10 protein-coding genes are annotated in these 14,786 nt (G+C 61.7%); 5 read left to right on the plus strand and 5 right to left on the minus strand.

The window, feature by feature from the left end; genetic code table 11:
- Positions 1-116 precede the first annotated feature (116 nt).
- The 4 genes from ACYVI2_RS02145 to risA form a co-directional block, all read right to left on the minus strand.
- The gene (locus ACYVI2_RS02145) at positions 117-635 is read right to left on the minus strand and encodes a carboxymuconolactone decarboxylase family protein (RefSeq protein ID WP_094821451.1); all 519 of its coding nucleotides are present in this window, start codon (positions 633-635) and stop codon (positions 117-119) included.
- A gap of 54 nt (positions 636-689) precedes the next feature.
- The gene (locus ACYVI2_RS02150) at positions 690-1,238 is read right to left on the minus strand and encodes a peroxiredoxin (protein WP_415808391.1); all 549 of its coding nucleotides are present in this window, start codon (positions 1,236-1,238) and stop codon (positions 690-692) included.
- Positions 1,239-1,307: 69 nt separating this feature from the next.
- Complete coding sequence (gene risS, locus ACYVI2_RS02155) at positions 1,308-2,702, minus strand: two-component system sensor histidine kinase family protein (protein ID WP_460490253.1); 1,395 nt, start codon at positions 2,700-2,702, stop codon at positions 1,308-1,310.
- 34 nt (positions 2,703-2,736) lie between these two features.
- Positions 2,737-3,471: a response regulator transcription factor RisA gene (gene risA, locus ACYVI2_RS02160; RefSeq protein WP_094821448.1), complete on the minus strand. Its 735-nt coding sequence runs from the start codon at positions 3,469-3,471 to the stop codon at positions 2,737-2,739.
- A 133-nt stretch (positions 3,472-3,604) separates the two neighbouring features.
- On the opposite strand from risA, the gene tsaB reads away from it, so the two are divergent.
- Together tsaB and ACYVI2_RS02170 are read left to right on the plus strand one after the other, a co-directional pair.
- Positions 3,605-4,933 carry a tRNA (adenosine(37)-N6)-threonylcarbamoyltransferase complex dimerization subunit type 1 TsaB gene (tsaB, locus tag ACYVI2_RS02165; RefSeq protein ID WP_415822479.1) on the plus strand — a complete coding sequence of 443 codons (1,329 nt, stop codon included), beginning with the start codon at positions 3,605-3,607 and terminating at the stop codon, positions 4,931-4,933.
- Positions 4,930-6,012, plus strand: coding sequence for a uracil-DNA glycosylase (locus ACYVI2_RS02170; protein ID WP_460490254.1), 1,083 nt, complete (start codon positions 4,930-4,932; stop codon positions 6,010-6,012). Before tsaB ends, ACYVI2_RS02170 begins: the two co-directional genes overlap by 4 nt.
- Positions 6,013-6,155: 143 nt before the next feature.
- Here the strand turns inward: ACYVI2_RS02170 and lplT are convergent, their stop codons facing one another.
- The gene (lplT, locus tag ACYVI2_RS02175; protein WP_415822481.1) at positions 6,156-7,466 is read right to left on the minus strand and encodes a lysophospholipid transporter LplT; all 1,311 of its coding nucleotides are present in this window, start codon (positions 7,464-7,466) and stop codon (positions 6,156-6,158) included.
- 261 nt (positions 7,467-7,727) lie between these two features.
- Between lplT and smc the strand changes: the two genes are divergently transcribed.
- From smc to ligA, 3 genes are read left to right on the plus strand one after another with little or no spacing between them, the layout of a single operon-like run.
- Positions 7,728-11,258 carry a chromosome segregation protein SMC gene (gene smc / locus ACYVI2_RS02180; RefSeq protein ID WP_415822482.1) on the plus strand — a complete coding sequence of 1,177 codons (3,531 nt, stop codon included), beginning with the start codon at positions 7,728-7,730 and terminating at the stop codon, positions 11,256-11,258.
- Positions 11,259-11,302: 44 nt separating this feature from the next.
- A complete protein-coding gene (locus tag ACYVI2_RS02185) occupies positions 11,303-12,376 on the plus strand; it encodes a cell division protein ZipA C-terminal FtsZ-binding domain-containing protein (protein WP_415822483.1) in 1,074 nt (357 codons plus the stop codon).
- Complete coding sequence (ligA, locus tag ACYVI2_RS02190) at positions 12,376-14,475, plus strand: NAD-dependent DNA ligase LigA (RefSeq protein WP_415822485.1); 2,100 nt, start codon at positions 12,376-12,378, stop codon at positions 14,473-14,475. The genes ACYVI2_RS02185 and ligA overlap by 1 nt, the downstream gene beginning before the upstream one ends.
- Positions 14,476-14,786: the final 311 nt, after the last annotated feature.

The following is a 14,786-nucleotide window of genomic DNA, read 5'->3' on the forward strand; positions in this document are numbered from 1 at the left end:
TGAGCGAACACGGTGTCCGGCGCGCAGGGCGCCGGACCGGCCACGTGAAGCCCCCACGCGGCCACTGCCCCGCATCGACGTCCATAAGTACTACTACTAAACACCCTACAGCAAAATCACTTCCCTTGCGCCGCCAACGACAACGCCGCAGCATTCACCACAGCCGCAATCCTCCCCACATCCCGCAACTGCTCCACACTGAACCCATCTTTCTTCAGATTCTCATAGTGCGACTGCACGCAGAAATGGCATTTGCCGATGATAGAAGCCGCCAAGGCAAACAGCTCAAAGCGTTTCTTATCTACCCCACCATGCGTCGCATATGCATTCATACGCAATTGAGCCGGCAGGCTTTTGAGTTGATCGTCGCCGGTCATCTCAACGTAGGGATACCAGATATTGTTCATGCCCATCAACGCCGAGGCCGTCAGTGCGGCATTGGCGTCGGTTTCCGACAGGCCGCTTTTGAACGCCTCGATCAGCACGGGGCTGCGCGCCGCAAAGGCGGCCGACAGCGCTGCGCCTACGGCGTCTTCCGGGGCCAGCGTCGAGCGAGCAATCACGCCGTCCAGATTCAGGCGAATGTCTTTGGCCCAATCCGGCAGTTGTTCCTTGATGGCTGAGATGAATTCCATAGTTTTTACCTATAATCTGGATCAGGAAAAGCCCGGCAGGGCCGGGCTGAGAAATTACAGCGTTGCGCCGCCAACCGTACGGTTGCAAGGGCACAGCTCATCGGTTTGCAGACCGTCGAGCAAACGCAGGATTTCTTCGGGGTTGCGACCCACGTTCAGGTTGTTGACCGACACGTGCTGGATGGTGTTGTCCGGGTCGACGATGAAGGTAGCGCGCAGAGCCACGCCAGCTTCTTTGTCACGGATGCCCAGTTGGTCGATCAGCGAGCCGGTGACGTCGCCGAATTGGTAGTGACCCAGCTTGTTCAGGTCCGGATGCTCACGGCGCCATGCCAGCTTTACGAACTCGTTGTCCACCGAACCGCCCAACAGAACGGCGTCGCGGTCTGCGAAGTCGTTGGCCAGTTTGTTGAAACCGACGATTTCGGTCGGGCACACGAACGTGAAGTCTTTCGGGTAGAAGTAGATGATTTTCCACTTACCGGGAAAGGAGCTTTCGGTGATGTCTTCGAACGCCGAAACACCGTTTTCTTCGTGCTGATTGAAGCCAGGCTTGACACCGGCAACCTTGAAGGGCTCGAGTTTATCGCCAACAGTTTTCATGAATGCTCCCGTAAGTTGTTGGGTGGAATGAAGGCACACAGTATCGCGTGCTAAGACCCAAATTTTACGCTATTGGCTATCGCTGTCTAATTGATAATTTCTAAATCGAGCTTTGGGAATCTCTATCCGTGCGGTCAATCCGCCGCCCTGGCGTTCCAGCATTTTCAATGACCCGCCTACGTGTTTGAGCAAGCGTTCAACAATGGCCAAGCCCAAGCCCGCCCCACTGACGCCAGTGCGGGCAGCTTCGCCCCGTGAAAAGGGACGGAGCAGGCGATCGACGTCATCGGGGGCGATGCCCGGCCCGCGGTCAGAGACCTCGATGATCAGCGAGCCGCCTTCGCTATGCAGGCTCATGATGAGATGAGCCTGGCCGTCGGCAGAGCGGCCGTAGCGGCGCGCATTTTCGATGAGGTTACTGACGACGCGCCTGAGGTCCAGGGCCGTTACGCGGGCGTGCAGGTCGGGTTCGATGAACGCGTCAAGATTACCGCCCAATGAGGCGGTATGGCTGCGCTCGCGTTCATATAGCTCTGCGAGGACTTCAGAGATATTCGTGGCGACTTGGGGCAGCGTGCCCGCGGGGCGGGCATATTCCATGAGCTGGCCGATGCTGTGATCGATTTGCCCCAGGTCATCGTCGATCGCCTGGCGCGCATCCTCGGATACGCCGCTCATTTCGATCTCGAGCCGCATACGGGCCAACGGGGTGCGCAAATCATGCGAGATCCCTGCCAGCATGAGTTCGCGATCGGCTTCGGCTTGCCGGAGGTCTTTTGCCATCCGGTTAAACGAGGCGTTGAGATCCCGGATCTCCAGCGGGCCATTTTCGGGCAGGGAGGCAGGCGTTTCGCCACGAGACAATACCTGCGCGGCCCGCGCTAATCGGGAGAGCGGCCGGTTGACAAAGCCTACGCTGACGGCAGCCCCCACGAGAGAGAGCAGCAGGGCGGTCGCACCCCAGCCCAGCCATTCTATACCGCCCGTCAGGCCGATTTGTTCGCGTTCGAAGACCAGCCAATACAGGTCCTGATTGATCTGGAAACTGACCCAGAAGCCCGGGACTTGATTGACGCCCCACATGATCTGGGTTTCGGGGCCAAAGCGGGTACGTATATGCTGAGCGACACGTTGCCAGTAGTCGTCTTCGGGCAAGGCCTCGGTGAAATCCGTGACCTCGCGAGGATAGACCTGAATCCCCTCGTTGGTGGCCAGATCCAGCAGCAGCTTGCTGCGCTCGGTGTCGTCGGAATAGATCAGCGCCGTGCGGGTGATATTGACGGCCGTAATGACCCGTTGCGCCATTTGGTTGGCGCGCGGGCCTAGTTCCATACTGAAGAAAACCTGCAGCCATGCCCCGAGGCTCACGAGCATCAGGGCTGCCAGCAGCAAAAACGTGCGGCCGAACAGCCCTAACCTGAGTCGTGAGGTCAGGTTGCGGAGGATCCTGCGTACACCGGGCACAAGACGTCGTGCTTGTCGAGATCCTTTGGGACGATCAGCTGCCGCCATCCGGAACGAAGACGTAGCCCAGACCCCAGACCGTCTGGATGAAGACCGGCTTGGACGGGTTGGGTTCGATCAGCTTGCGCAAACGCGAGATTTGCACGTCCAGACTGCGATCGAAGGCTTCGTATTCGCGGCCGCGGGCCAATTCCATCAGCTTGTCACGCGACAGCGGGATCTTGGGGTGACGCGCAAAGACCTTGAGCACGGAGAATTCGCCCGTGGTGATGGGGACTTGTTCGTTGTTGCGCGTGAGCGTACGGGTCGACAGATTGAGGGTATACGGTCCAAACGCGATGGACTCGTTTTCCTGGCTGGGAGCCCCGGGATGTTCTTCGGTGCCCCGGCGGCGCAGGATGGCGTTGATACGAGCCAACAGCTCGCGGGGGTTGAAGGGCTTGGACAGATAGTCGTCAGCGCCCATTTCGAGGCCGACGATGCGGTCGATTTCCTCGGCCTTGGCTGTCAGCATGATGATGGGGGTATTGTCGTGACCACCGCGCAGGCGGCGGCAGATCGACAGACCGTCTTCACCGGGCAGCATCAAGTCCAGAACGAGCAGGTCAAAATGCTCGCGCTGCCAGAGCTTGCCCATTTCTTTGGCGTCTTCGGCGACAAAGACGTTGAATCCTTGTTCCGACAAGTACCTGCGCAGCAGATCGCGCAGGCGAGGATCGTCATCGACGACGAGAATTTTGCGGACGGGATTGGTGTTTTGCGTATTCATGGCCGGAAATGTAACAGTGACAAGAATCAACGGCTAGTGGGTATTCACAAGATATTACACATTGCGCATTAAGGTTGAAATCCCCCCCTTGGTCCTAGAAGGGGGTTCTTGGGATTTCGTACAATCTCCCCCTATGAATTTGAACCTGTTGGCCCTCGAAACCTCCTCCTCGCGTTGCGGGGTGGCCCTTTTGCGCGAAACCGATGCCGGCTGCACGGTTTCCGTGCTGGAACACGAAGGCGCCCAGGAACACGCCGAGCGATTGCTGCCGATGGCGGGACAGCTCCTGGAGCAGGCGGGGCTCACGCCGGACGATCTGGACGCGATTGCGTTCGGCCAGGGGCCTGGCGGCTTTACGGGCTTGCGGGTGGCTTGCGGCGTTGCTCAGGGGATGGGTTTGGCGCTGGGGATACCCGTCGTGCCCGTCGTGTCTCATCTGGCCGTGGCGTACGAAACCGGCGCTCAACCGGGCGACAGGGTGCTGGTGGCGCTGGATGCACGGATGAACGAGGTCTATCTGGCCGTCTACGCTTATGGGGCAGACAGCAAGCGTCCCTGGCTGACCTTGCAGGCTCCCATGCTGATCGCCGCGGACGAGGCGGTGCCATGGGTGGCGCATCATCTGCCGTCATGGGCGACCAATGACCAGAATGGGCGGCTGGGCCATGGCTTGGCCGGAGGGCTGGTTGACGGTCTGGCGGGGGGCTTGGTCGGAGGATTGATGGCTTCGCCTGGGACAATGCCACTCCGTTTGGCAGGCGATGCCTGGGACGTTTACGCGGCCGAGATGGCGCCGCCTGCAAATTGGCGGCGCAACGCTGCCTCCCGGCCGCAGGCCAGCGCCGTGGCGCATTTGGCGCGGCAGGCATGGTTGCGTGGCGAGGCTGCGGCTCCCGAGTTGGCTGCACCCCTGTATGTGCGAGACAAAATTGCCTTCACCACGGCAGAACGTGAGCGCGGTCTGGGTGGCAACCCCAAGGCCGCACCCGCCTGGCCCGCACCCGTGCTTGAACCCATGGCCGAGACGGATGTGGAGGCTGTGGCCGATTTGGAGGCCAGTTTGCAGGCGTTCCCATGGACGCGAGGCAATTTTGCCGATGCATTGGCATCCGGGTACGAGGCCTGCGTGTTGCGCCAGGGCGGTAACGTTGTCGGGTTCTGCTTGGTGATGCTGGCGCCTGATGTGGCGCATTTGCTGGTGATAGGCGTGTCTCGCGCACAGCATCGCCACGGATTCGGCAGCGTGCTGCTGGGGTGGTGCGAGCAAATCGCGCGGCAACACGATTTACCTGCCGTGATGCTGGAGGTTCGCCCGTCCAACACCTCGGCACTGGCATTCTATGAAAAATGCGGTTTTCGGCGTATCGGGGTGCGGCGCGGCTATTATCCTACGGGTAAGGGACAGCGCGAGGACGCCTTGGTGATGCAGAAAATGCTGGTGAGCGAGGGATCGTCGCAATGACGCAGGTGCTTGACGACCTGGCACATACGGCCGACGGTGTCGCGCTGGAGGCTCCCCGCATCAATGCGCTGCAAAAGCTTTGGCTGCGCGAAATCGGTATTGAGAAAACGTGGCTAAAAGCCGCAGATCCGCTGCCAGGATCGGCGGCGTCGACGGCCTCGGCGCAGGCGGCTGAATCAGACCCCGATGCGGGCGCACGCCAAGGCCCAGCGGCGCAGGCGAGAGACGCGCTGCGGGCAGGGGGGCACGCCGATACCGTCGGTGGCCCAGCGACTCGCTCGGGTGCCGCAGTCGGCGCCGGCCATCCCGATGCAGACGGAGCCGCGGATGCTCCTGGCGCAGCGGGCCACCGTGGCGTGGCAGCGCCTGTTGCCGGCGCTGCTTCGACTGCTGGGGCGTCCGCGCAGAGCGAACGTGGTGGCACACCCGTGCGGCCTGTGTCGGCGCCGACCCGTCCAACAGCAGGCGCGGCGCCCGCGGCGCGTGCGCCGACCCCTGTGGCAGAACCCGTTGTCGCCGCGACCGATTTCGACGCTTTGCGCGAGCAAGTCCAGCAGTGCACTGCCTGCGGCCTGTGCCAGGGGCGCCGCCATGCCGTTTTCGGCATGGGAGCTCGTCCTGCGCGCTGGATGGTTGTGGGCGAGGCGCCGGGCGAACAAGAGGACCGTCAGGGCCTGCCTTTCGTGGGGCGCTCTGGTCAACTGCTGGACGCGATGTTGAGCGCCGTGGGGATGAGCCGCGAAAAAGACGTCTTTATCGCTAACGTGATCAAGTGCCGGCCTCCGGGCAATCGCAATCCCAAGCCCGAGGAAATCGCCGCGTGCAGTCCCTATCTGAAGCGCCAGATCGAGCTGATTCGGCCAGAGCGGATTCTGGTGTTGGGCCGTTTTGCCGCCCAGACACTGTTGGGAACGGATGCCACGATAGGCAGTTTGCGTGGGCGCCAGCATGTGTGGACCATGGACGATGGGCACCGTATCCCCGTCGTGGTCAGTTATCACCCAGCGTATTTGCTGCGCAGCCCGGTCGAAAAGGCGCGCGCCTGGCAGGATCTGCAGCTTGCGGTGGCGCTGACCTGATCACGGCGCAGCCCTTAAGGCTGGACGAGTTCAGCGAGGCAACGGCGCGAGGCCGAGTGCCACGCTACACAGACGCCGCCCAGGATAATTGCCGTGGCGATCAAATGAGCGCCCAACAGCACGGGCGCTCATCGCTCAGGCGTTCAGTGCTGCTTGATCGCGTGGCCGTGCCCCTCTTGGCCGATTTGTTCGTGCAATGCGGGATTCGCATTGAGGTTGCGGCGGCTCCAGCGCATGAACAACACCATCAGGATGGCAACCAGCACGCCAAACAGCACGATAATGACGTTGATGGGCATTTCCAGCCACAGCATCAGTGTATAAATCGCCACCATCAACAGGATGTTGAGCTGTTCGTTGAAGTTTTGCACGGCGATAGAGTGGCCGGCCGATAACAGGACATGTCCCCGGTGCTGCAGCAGCGCATTCATGGGTACGACAAAGAATCCGGCCAGCCCGCCGGTCAAGAGCAGCACGCCATACACCGCCCACGTACTCTGCACCAGAGGCATGAGCAGCACTACCAGACCCATCAGCGCGCCGACGGGTAAAACACATAGGGCTTTGCGCAGGGGAATACGTCCCGCCAGAATCGAACCTACGACGGTGCCGACGGCTGCGACGCCCATCAGCATTGAGGCCTCGTCGAGCCTATAGCCCAAATGCTGCCGTCCCCACTCGATCACGATCAACTGCAGGACCGCACCGGCTCCCCAAAACAGGGTGGTGACGGCCAGGGAAATCTGGCCCAGTTTGTCTTGCCACAGGACGCGGACATAGCTGGCAAAGACGCGTGTGAGCTTGATGGGGTTTTTCTGCTGCGGCGGGTAGCGCACATGGGTGTTCGGGATCAGCAGATTGCAGAGCGCGGCCAGCAGATAGACGCAGGCGATGACCAGAATGGCGGCTTCGGCGGGGGTTTGCACCCATTTGCCGATGAGGTGGTGATCGAGCAGCACGGTCGAGGCGGCCGGAGAAATCAGCACGCCTCCCAGTACTGTGCCCAGAATGATGGAGAACACCGTCAGGCCTTCGATCCAGCTATTGCCCTTGACCAGCATCTCCGGGGGCAGCATTTCGGTCACGATGCCGTATTTCGCGGGCGAGTAGGCGGCCGCGCCGACGCCGACCAGGCCATAGGCCACACAGACCAGATAGGTCTGGTATTCATCGGGAATGCCCAGGTTGGCATAGAGGAACATCAGCAGGCAGCCGGAGACCTTGAGGGCATTGGTAGCGAACATCACCCGCCCTTTGGGGAACGAGTCAGCGACGGCGCCGACAAAGGCCGCCAGCACCACGTACGACAGTGCGAACGACCATTTCATCAGCGGCGCCATCCAGTCTGGGCCATGTAATTCCAGAATCAAGGCGATCGCCGCGATGAACAGCGCATTGTCCGCCAGAGACGAGAAGGCCTGAGCGGCCATGACCAGATAAAACCCGCGTTTCAAAAGAGAGTCCCCGGTGGCTGCCGGCAAACCGGCAGCGGTAAAAAATCTGTTTCGGATGAAAAAAAAGTGTCAGCGAGTATAGCGTCTGACGTGTGGATGAGGGGATTTGCGTCGTTTTCAGCGTGGGGCGGCAACGGCCTGGGGTATCATACGAGCCACACTAGATTCGCCATTCTACGGTCCCCGAGGGGCCGGTTCGCTATTCGTAGGGCAGGTCTGTTCAACGCATTCGTTTAACCCCACCCGTCCATTCATCGTACTGTGCGCCTGACTCAACTAAAACTCGCCGGATTCAAATCGTTCGTCGACCCCACTGTGATTCCCGTACCCAGTCAGCTGGTGGGGGTCGTGGGTCCTAATGGCTGCGGCAAATCCAACATTATCGATGCCGTCAGATGGGTATTGGGCGAGGCCAAGGCCTCCGAGTTGCGTGGCGAATCCATGCAGGACGTGATTTTCAACGGCTCGGGTCATCGCAAACCTGCCGCGCGTGCATCCGTCGAAATGGTGTTCGACAATAGCGAGGGCCGCGCCGCGGGCCAATGGAGCGCTTATTCCGAGATCGCGGTGCGCCGCGTGCTCACGCGCGACGGCACCAGCAGTTACTACGTCAACAACCAGCAGGTACGCCGCCGCGATATCCACGATATTTTTCTGGGTACCGGCCTGGGCGCACGTGGGTACGCCATCATCGGTCAGGGCATGATCAACCGCCTGATCGAGGCGCGCCCCGAGGAATTGCGGGTGTTCCTCGAAGAAGCCGCCGGTGTCTCGCGCTACAAAGAACGCCGCCGTGAAACCGAAAATCGCCTTTCGGATACTAGGGAAAACCTGACCCGCGTCGAAGACATTCTGCGCGAATTGGGGTCGCAGCTGGAAAAACTCGAGGCGCAGGCCGAGGTCGCCCGCCAATACCGCGAGCTGCAGGCCGACGGCGAGAAAAAACAATTTGCGCTCTGGCTCTTGAAAGAAACCGGTGCACGCGATGAGCGTCAGCGGAAGAACCAGGACATGGCGCAGGCCCAGACCAACCTCGAGGCGGCCGTCGCGGGGCTGCGTGCGGGTGAGCTCGAGCTGGAATCGCGCCGCCAGGCCCACTATGCGGCCAGTGATGCCGTGCACACTGCCCAGGGGCAGCTCTACGAAGCCAACGCGCAGGTCAGCCGCCTGGAGGCGGAGATCCGCCACGTAGTCGATTCGCGCAACCGCCTGCAGGCGCGGCGGGATCAACTGCAGCAGCAGATCGCCGAATGGGAAACCCAGCAAGCCCACTGTGTCGAGCAGATCGCCCAGGCCGAGGAAGACTTGGCCGCCAGCGCTGCTCGTACCGAAGAAGCCCGTGCGCTGGCCGAAGACGCCCAGGCCAGTCTGCCCTCAACGGAATCGCGGGTGCGCGATGCCGCGGCTGCGCGCGACGAGATGCGTGGGGCATTGGCTCGTGTCGAACAGAATCTGGCCCTGGCAGCGCAGACGCAACGCGATGCCGATCGCCAACTGCAGAACCTGGAGCAGCGCCGCGAGCGCCTGCAGCAGGAATTACGCGAATTACACACCCCGGATCTCGCCAGGCTGGAACAATTGGCGGGCGACCGTGCGGTGGGCGAGGACCAACTCGAAGAAGCCCAGCAACAGCTTTCCGACCTGGAGGCCCAAGTCCCGGAGGCCGACGCCGAACGCGGCCGCGCACAGACAGCCGCCCAGCAAGACGCCCAGACCCTGGCCCGCCTCGAGGCTCGCTTGGCCGCGTTGGTCAAGCTGCAGGAAGACGTCCAGAAGCAAGGCGCGCTAGAGCCTTGGCTGGCCAAGCATGAGCTGACCGGCCTGGCACGGCTGTGGCAAAAGCTGCATATCGAGCCCGGTTGGGAAAACGCCCTGGAAGCCGTTCTGCGCGAGCGCATGGCCGCCATGGAGGTGCGCAACCTCGACTGGTCGCGAGCCTTTGCCGAGGACGCACCGCCCGCGCGCCTGGCGTTCTATCAGGTTCCGGCCGCGGCGCCGGCACCGGCTGCGCCCGCAGGGTTGACACCCTTGGCGAGCTTGTTGCGCATTACCGATCCGGACCTGCGCACCTTGCTGAACGACTGGCTGCGTAACGTCTATACCGCTGCCGACATGGGCCAGGCGCTGGCTGCTCGTGCGGCACTGCCCCCCGGTGCAGCGTGCGTGGTGCAGGCCGGGCATCTGGTTGATGCGCATAGCGTGCGGTTCTATGCTCCCGATTCCGAGCAGGCGGGCATGCTTGCCCGCCAGCAGGAAATCGAAAACCTGCAGCGCGAGATCAAGGCGCATCAGCTGATAGCAGACCAGGCGCGAGCCGCTGTGGCACGCGCCGAGACCGCATGGCAACAGGTGTCGCAGGCCATTACGCCGGCGCGCCAGCGCGTGGCTGAGGTGACTCGCAGGGTGCACGACATCCAGCTCGAACACTCGCGTTTGCAACAGCAGGCCGAACAATCGGGTGAACGGGCGACACGCCTGCGCCAGGATTTGGAGGAAATCGCCTCCCACGAAGAAGACCTGCGTGCGACGCGCGAGGAGGCCGAAGCACGCTTCGAAACGCTGGACCAGGAATTGGGCGAGCACCAGTCGCGTTTTGCCGATGCCGAGATGGAGGGCGAAGATCTCGCCGCTCGAGCCGAGGCCGCACGCGCCAAATTGCGCGAACTCGAGCGCGCGGCCCAGGAGGCTGAGTTTGCCGAGCGCGGCGTGCAATCCCGTATCGCGGATCTGCAGCGCAATCGCCAGTTGGCGATCGATCAGAGCCAGCGCGGGGCCGTCGAGCTCGAACAGCTGCAGGTCGAGTTGGCGGAGTTCGACGCGTCTGCGTCGCAAGCTGGCTTGCAAGACGCACTCGAGGCACGCGCCGAACGCGAAGAAGCCCTGACCCGGGCGCGCCAGGAACTCGACAATCTGTCGGCCCTGTTGCGCGGCGCCGACGAAGAGCGCATGCAACAAGAGCGTGCGCTGGAGCCTCTGCGCGCACGTATTACCGAACTGCAATTGCAAGAGCAGGCCGCGCGTCTGGCCGAAGAACAATTCACCGAGCAACTGAATGCGCGTGAGGTAGACCGCGAGACGCTGGCCCGGGAATTGGCCGATCGCCCCGATGAGTGGCGCCGTGCCAACTGGCTGCAATCCGAAGTCGGCCGTATTTCACGTCAAATCGATTCGCTGGGTTCCGTGAATCTGGCCGCGTTGGATGAGCTCAACGCCTCGCGCGAACGCAAGGAGTTTCTCGACTCCCAGCAACAGGATTTGTTGACCGCGATCGATACCCTCGAAGACGCCATCCGCAAAATCGATCGCGAAACGCGCGAGCTGCTGCAGGCGACGTTCGATACGGTCAACGGTCACTTTGGCGAACTGTTCCCACGGCTGTTCGGGGGCGGTGAGGCCAAGCTGACGATGACCGGCGACGAAATCCTGGATGCGGGCGTGCAGGTCATGGCGCAACCACCGGGCAAACGAAACAGCACGATTCATTTGTTATCGGGTGGTGAAAAAGCGCTGACCGCTACGGCACTGGTGTTCGCGTTGTTCAAACTGAACCCTGCTCCGTTCTGCCTGCTGGACGAGGTGGACGCACCGCTGGATGACGCCAATACCGAGCGCTACGCCAACCTGGTGAGCAACATGAGCGAGCAGACGCAGTTCCTGTTCATCTCGCATAACAAGATCGCGATGCAAATGGCCAAACAATTGGTTGGCGTTACCATGCAAGAACAAGGGGTTTCGCGTATCGTTGCTGTTGATATTGATTCGGCCGTGCAAATGGCCTCCGAAGCCGCATAACCACTACAACGGAAGGGCGCTGCCTCGCAGCGCAGGATTGACACATGAGCGACTTGCAGATTGGGCTGATTGTCCTGGGTGTACTGCTGATACTGCTGGTATTGGGATTCAACTGGTGGCAAGACCGCCGTGCGCGCAGTCGTATGCAAGCGCGTTTTCCTGCTTCCGAGCAAGATCCTTTATTCGGCGCCAACGAGGCTGCCGGGCGTACCGCTGCTCCTGAGGCACAGCGCCGTGAGCCTGGCATGGGGGTAGGGCAGGCGCCGGCCCAAGCTGCGGCTGCGGTTGCAGCGGCGCCAAGCAATGACCTGGATGACACCGAAGAGCCCGATCCCGCTTGTGAAATCGTGATCGAAGTCCAATTTAGCGAACCTGTGCGCGGAGCCGATTTATTGGCCGCGGTGCAGGACCTGCATCAGGCTGGCCGTAAACCGGTGCGCCTTTTTGCGTCCACCGATCGTGGCCGTCATCGTGCCCGTATTCATCCCGAAGAGTCCTATGCATCGTTGCAGCTGGCTGTGTTGCTCGCCAATCGCAGCGGCCCGCTGACTGCCATCGAATGGTCGCAGGCCTGGGCGCGTGCGCAAGACCTCGCCGATCGTTTCGAAGCGACAATCGAAGGCCCGGACCAGCAAGTGGTGTTGGATCGTGCAGGCAAGCTCGACACGCTTTGCGCCTCGCTCGATGCGCAAGTCGGTTTGACGCTGTTGATGGGGGCTCCGCGAGCCACTGCCGAGGTTATCGGTGTAGCGCGCGAGTTGGGTTTTGCCGTGGATGGCGCACGCCTGGCGTGGCTGGCCGATAACGGCGTGGCGCGTTTTACCCTGTCGCGCAGTGACGGCGCAGGTTTCGACGACGGTATGGCGGTGGTGGATCGTCTGGTGCTGTTGCTGGATGTGCCGTGCAGCCCCGAAGACCCGCGCGCATTTGGCCGCATGGTCGATGTGGGTCGTGACCTGGCCCGGCGTTTACAGGCAGAGCTGGTCGACGATCAAGGCAAATCCGTCGTCGATGGCATGGAAACAGGTATCGACGAGCAATTGCAAAAGCTGTTCCAGCAATTGGACCAAGCCGGCTTGCCTGCAGGCAGTGAGCGTGCACAACGGGTGTTTGCCTGATGGCTGAGCACGCCAGCGCCACCCAGGCGGCGCAGCGGGCCGCCGAGTTGCGCCATGAGATCGAACAGCACAATGTGCACTACTACGTGCAGGATGCGCCCGCGATATCAGATGCCGACTATGACGCGCTCATGCGTGAACTGGTCAAACTGGAAACAGAACACCCCGAGTTAGTCACCCCTGAGTCGCCCACCCAACGCGTGGGCGCGGCGCCTTTGGCCGCATTTGGCAGCGTACAACATGCCGTGCCGATGTTGTCCTTGGGCAATGCCTTCGAGGCCGAGGATGTCCAGGCGTTTGACCGTCGCGTGTCCGACACCCTGCGTGGGGCAGGTCTGTTGCGCCTCGATCAATCTCCGGAATACTTCTGTGAGTTGAAATTCGACGGCTTGGCTATTAGCTTGCGCTACGAGGACGGTGTGCTCGTCCAGGCGGCGACACGCGGAGACGGCCAGACCGGCGAGGACGTAACGGCTAACGTGCGCACGATTCGCGTTGTACCTTTGCGCTTGAAAGGCGCGGCTCCCCGTGTGCTGGAAGTGCGCGGCGAGGTGCTGATGAATCGCTCCGACTTCGAACGTTTGAATCGTACTCAGGCAGCGCGTGATGAAAAGGTTTTCGTCAATCCGCGTAACGCGGCGGCGGGCAGCCTGCGGCAATTAGACCCGCGCATCACGGCCCAGCGTCCCCTGCGGTTCTTTGCCTATAGTTGGGGCGAGGTCCACGGTTTGCCGGGCACGCAACCCGGTTTGTTCGAGGAACCCACCGGCAATGCGCGCCAGCAATCCACGCTGCCGCATGATTCGCATGGCGCGATGCTGAGCTGGTTGGCCGAATTGGGCCTGCCCGTCAACACGCAATACAACAAACGCGTCACCGGCGCCGAAGGGCTGCTGGCGTTTTACGAACAAGTCGGTCGCGAGCGGCCGGGCTTACCGTATGACATCGATGGCGTGGTCTACAAGGTCGATTCCCTGGCGGCGCAAAAGGTGCTGGGCTTTGTCGCACGTGCGCCGCGTTTTGCTGTAGCGCACAAGTTTCCCGCCGAAGAAGCCACGACGCGACTACTGGATATCGAAGTGCAGGTGGGGCGTACCGGCGCCATCACGCCGGTGGCGCGATTGCAGCCTGTTTTTGTGGGCGGCGTCACGGTCACCAATGCGACGCTGCACAATGAGGATGAAATCCGCCGCAAAGACGTGCGCATCGGTGACACGGTCGTTGTGCGCCGCGCTGGCGACGTGATTCCCGAGGTCGTGGGCCCGGTGCTGACCCAACGGCCGCAGGATGTGCGCGAGTTTGTCATGCCGACTCGCTGCCCCGTCTGCGATTCGGCGATCGAGCGCACAGAAGACGAGGCGATTGCCCGCTGCACGGGTGGCTTATTCTGCGCTGCGCAGCGCAAACAAACTCTCTGGCATGCGGCGGGACGCAAAGCGCTGGACATTGATGGCCTGGGAGAAAAGCTGGTCGATCAATTGGTCGAAAGCGGGCGCGTCAAGTCGTTGGCTGATTTGTACAGCCTGACGGCATTTGAATTGGCCGCTCTCGACCGCATGGGCAAAAAGTCTGCCGAAAACCTGGTGGCAGCGATCGACAAGGCGCGTACGCCTACGCTGGGGCGTCTGTTGTTTGCACTGGGCATTCGTCATGTAGGCGAGACCACGGCTCGCGATGTGGCCCGTCATTTCGGCAGCATCGAGGCCATCATGGATGCGGACGAGGAAGCCTTGTCTGGTGCGCCCGATGTCGGTCCTGTCGTTGCCGGTTCGATTCGGCGCTTTTTCGCCGAGCCGCATAATCGTGAAATCATCGAGCTGCTCAAGGCCCAGGGCGTGCATGCGGTTGCCGAATCAGGGCCTGAGGGCAATGCGCTGGCAGGCAAGACGTTTGTCTTGACCGGCACCATGCCTACATGGACGCGTGACGAGGCGACTCGGTACATCCTGGCGGCGGGGGGTAAAGTCAGTGGTTCGGTCTCGAAGAAAACCGCTTATGTGGTGGCGGGGGAAGAGGCTGGCAGCAAGCTCACCAAGGCGCAGGAATTGGGCGTGACGGTGCTGGATGAGGATGGGTTGAAGGCTCTGTTGGGCGTTTGATTTTGATCTGATCCCGTTTCGAGGCAAAAAATGCTCCCTGGGGGCAGCAGGCTGAAGGCGTAGCGTGTGGGCCTTTTGGGATGCCGGGGTTGCTGTCTGTGGCATGCGTAGTGCGGAGTTCTTTTGGCGCAGGAGGTCGGCGTGTAAAAGCCCCACCGGGCCTATCGCCGCGACTCGGCCCATGAGCAGGGGCCTCGGCCCGCTTCGCGGGCTAAATCGCGGCTCAACGGCCCGGCGGGGCTTTTACACGCCAACCTCCTGCTCGCAATGTCTGCCATTGACGGATGTTCGTACGCTGCTCGTTGTTGAGC

This window comes from Bordetella tumbae, assembly GCF_054780995.1.

Excerpts from the sequence above, each read along its gene's own strand:
- ACYVI2_RS02150 (WP_415808391.1), bottom strand. The coding sequence starts at position 1,238 with ATGAAAACTGTTGGCGATAAACTCGAGCCCTTCAAGGTTGCCGGTGTC.
- ACYVI2_RS02145 (WP_094821451.1), bottom strand. The coding sequence starts at position 635 with ATGGAATTCATCTCAGCCATCAAGGAACAACTGCCGGATTGGGCCAAA.
- tsaB (WP_415822479.1), top strand. The coding sequence starts at position 3,605 with ATGAATTTGAACCTGTTGGCCCTCGAAACCTCCTCCTCGCGTTGCGGG.
- ACYVI2_RS02170 (WP_460490254.1), top strand. The coding sequence starts at position 4,930 with ATGACGCAGGTGCTTGACGACCTGGCACATACGGCCGACGGTGTCGCG.
- ligA (WP_415822485.1), top strand. The coding sequence starts at position 12,376 with ATGGCTGAGCACGCCAGCGCCACCCAGGCGGCGCAGCGGGCCGCCGAG.
- risA (WP_094821448.1), bottom strand. The coding sequence starts at position 3,471 with ATGAATACGCAAAACACCAATCCCGTCCGCAAAATTCTCGTCGTCGAT.
- ACYVI2_RS02185 (WP_415822483.1), top strand. The coding sequence starts at position 11,303 with ATGAGCGACTTGCAGATTGGGCTGATTGTCCTGGGTGTACTGCTGATA.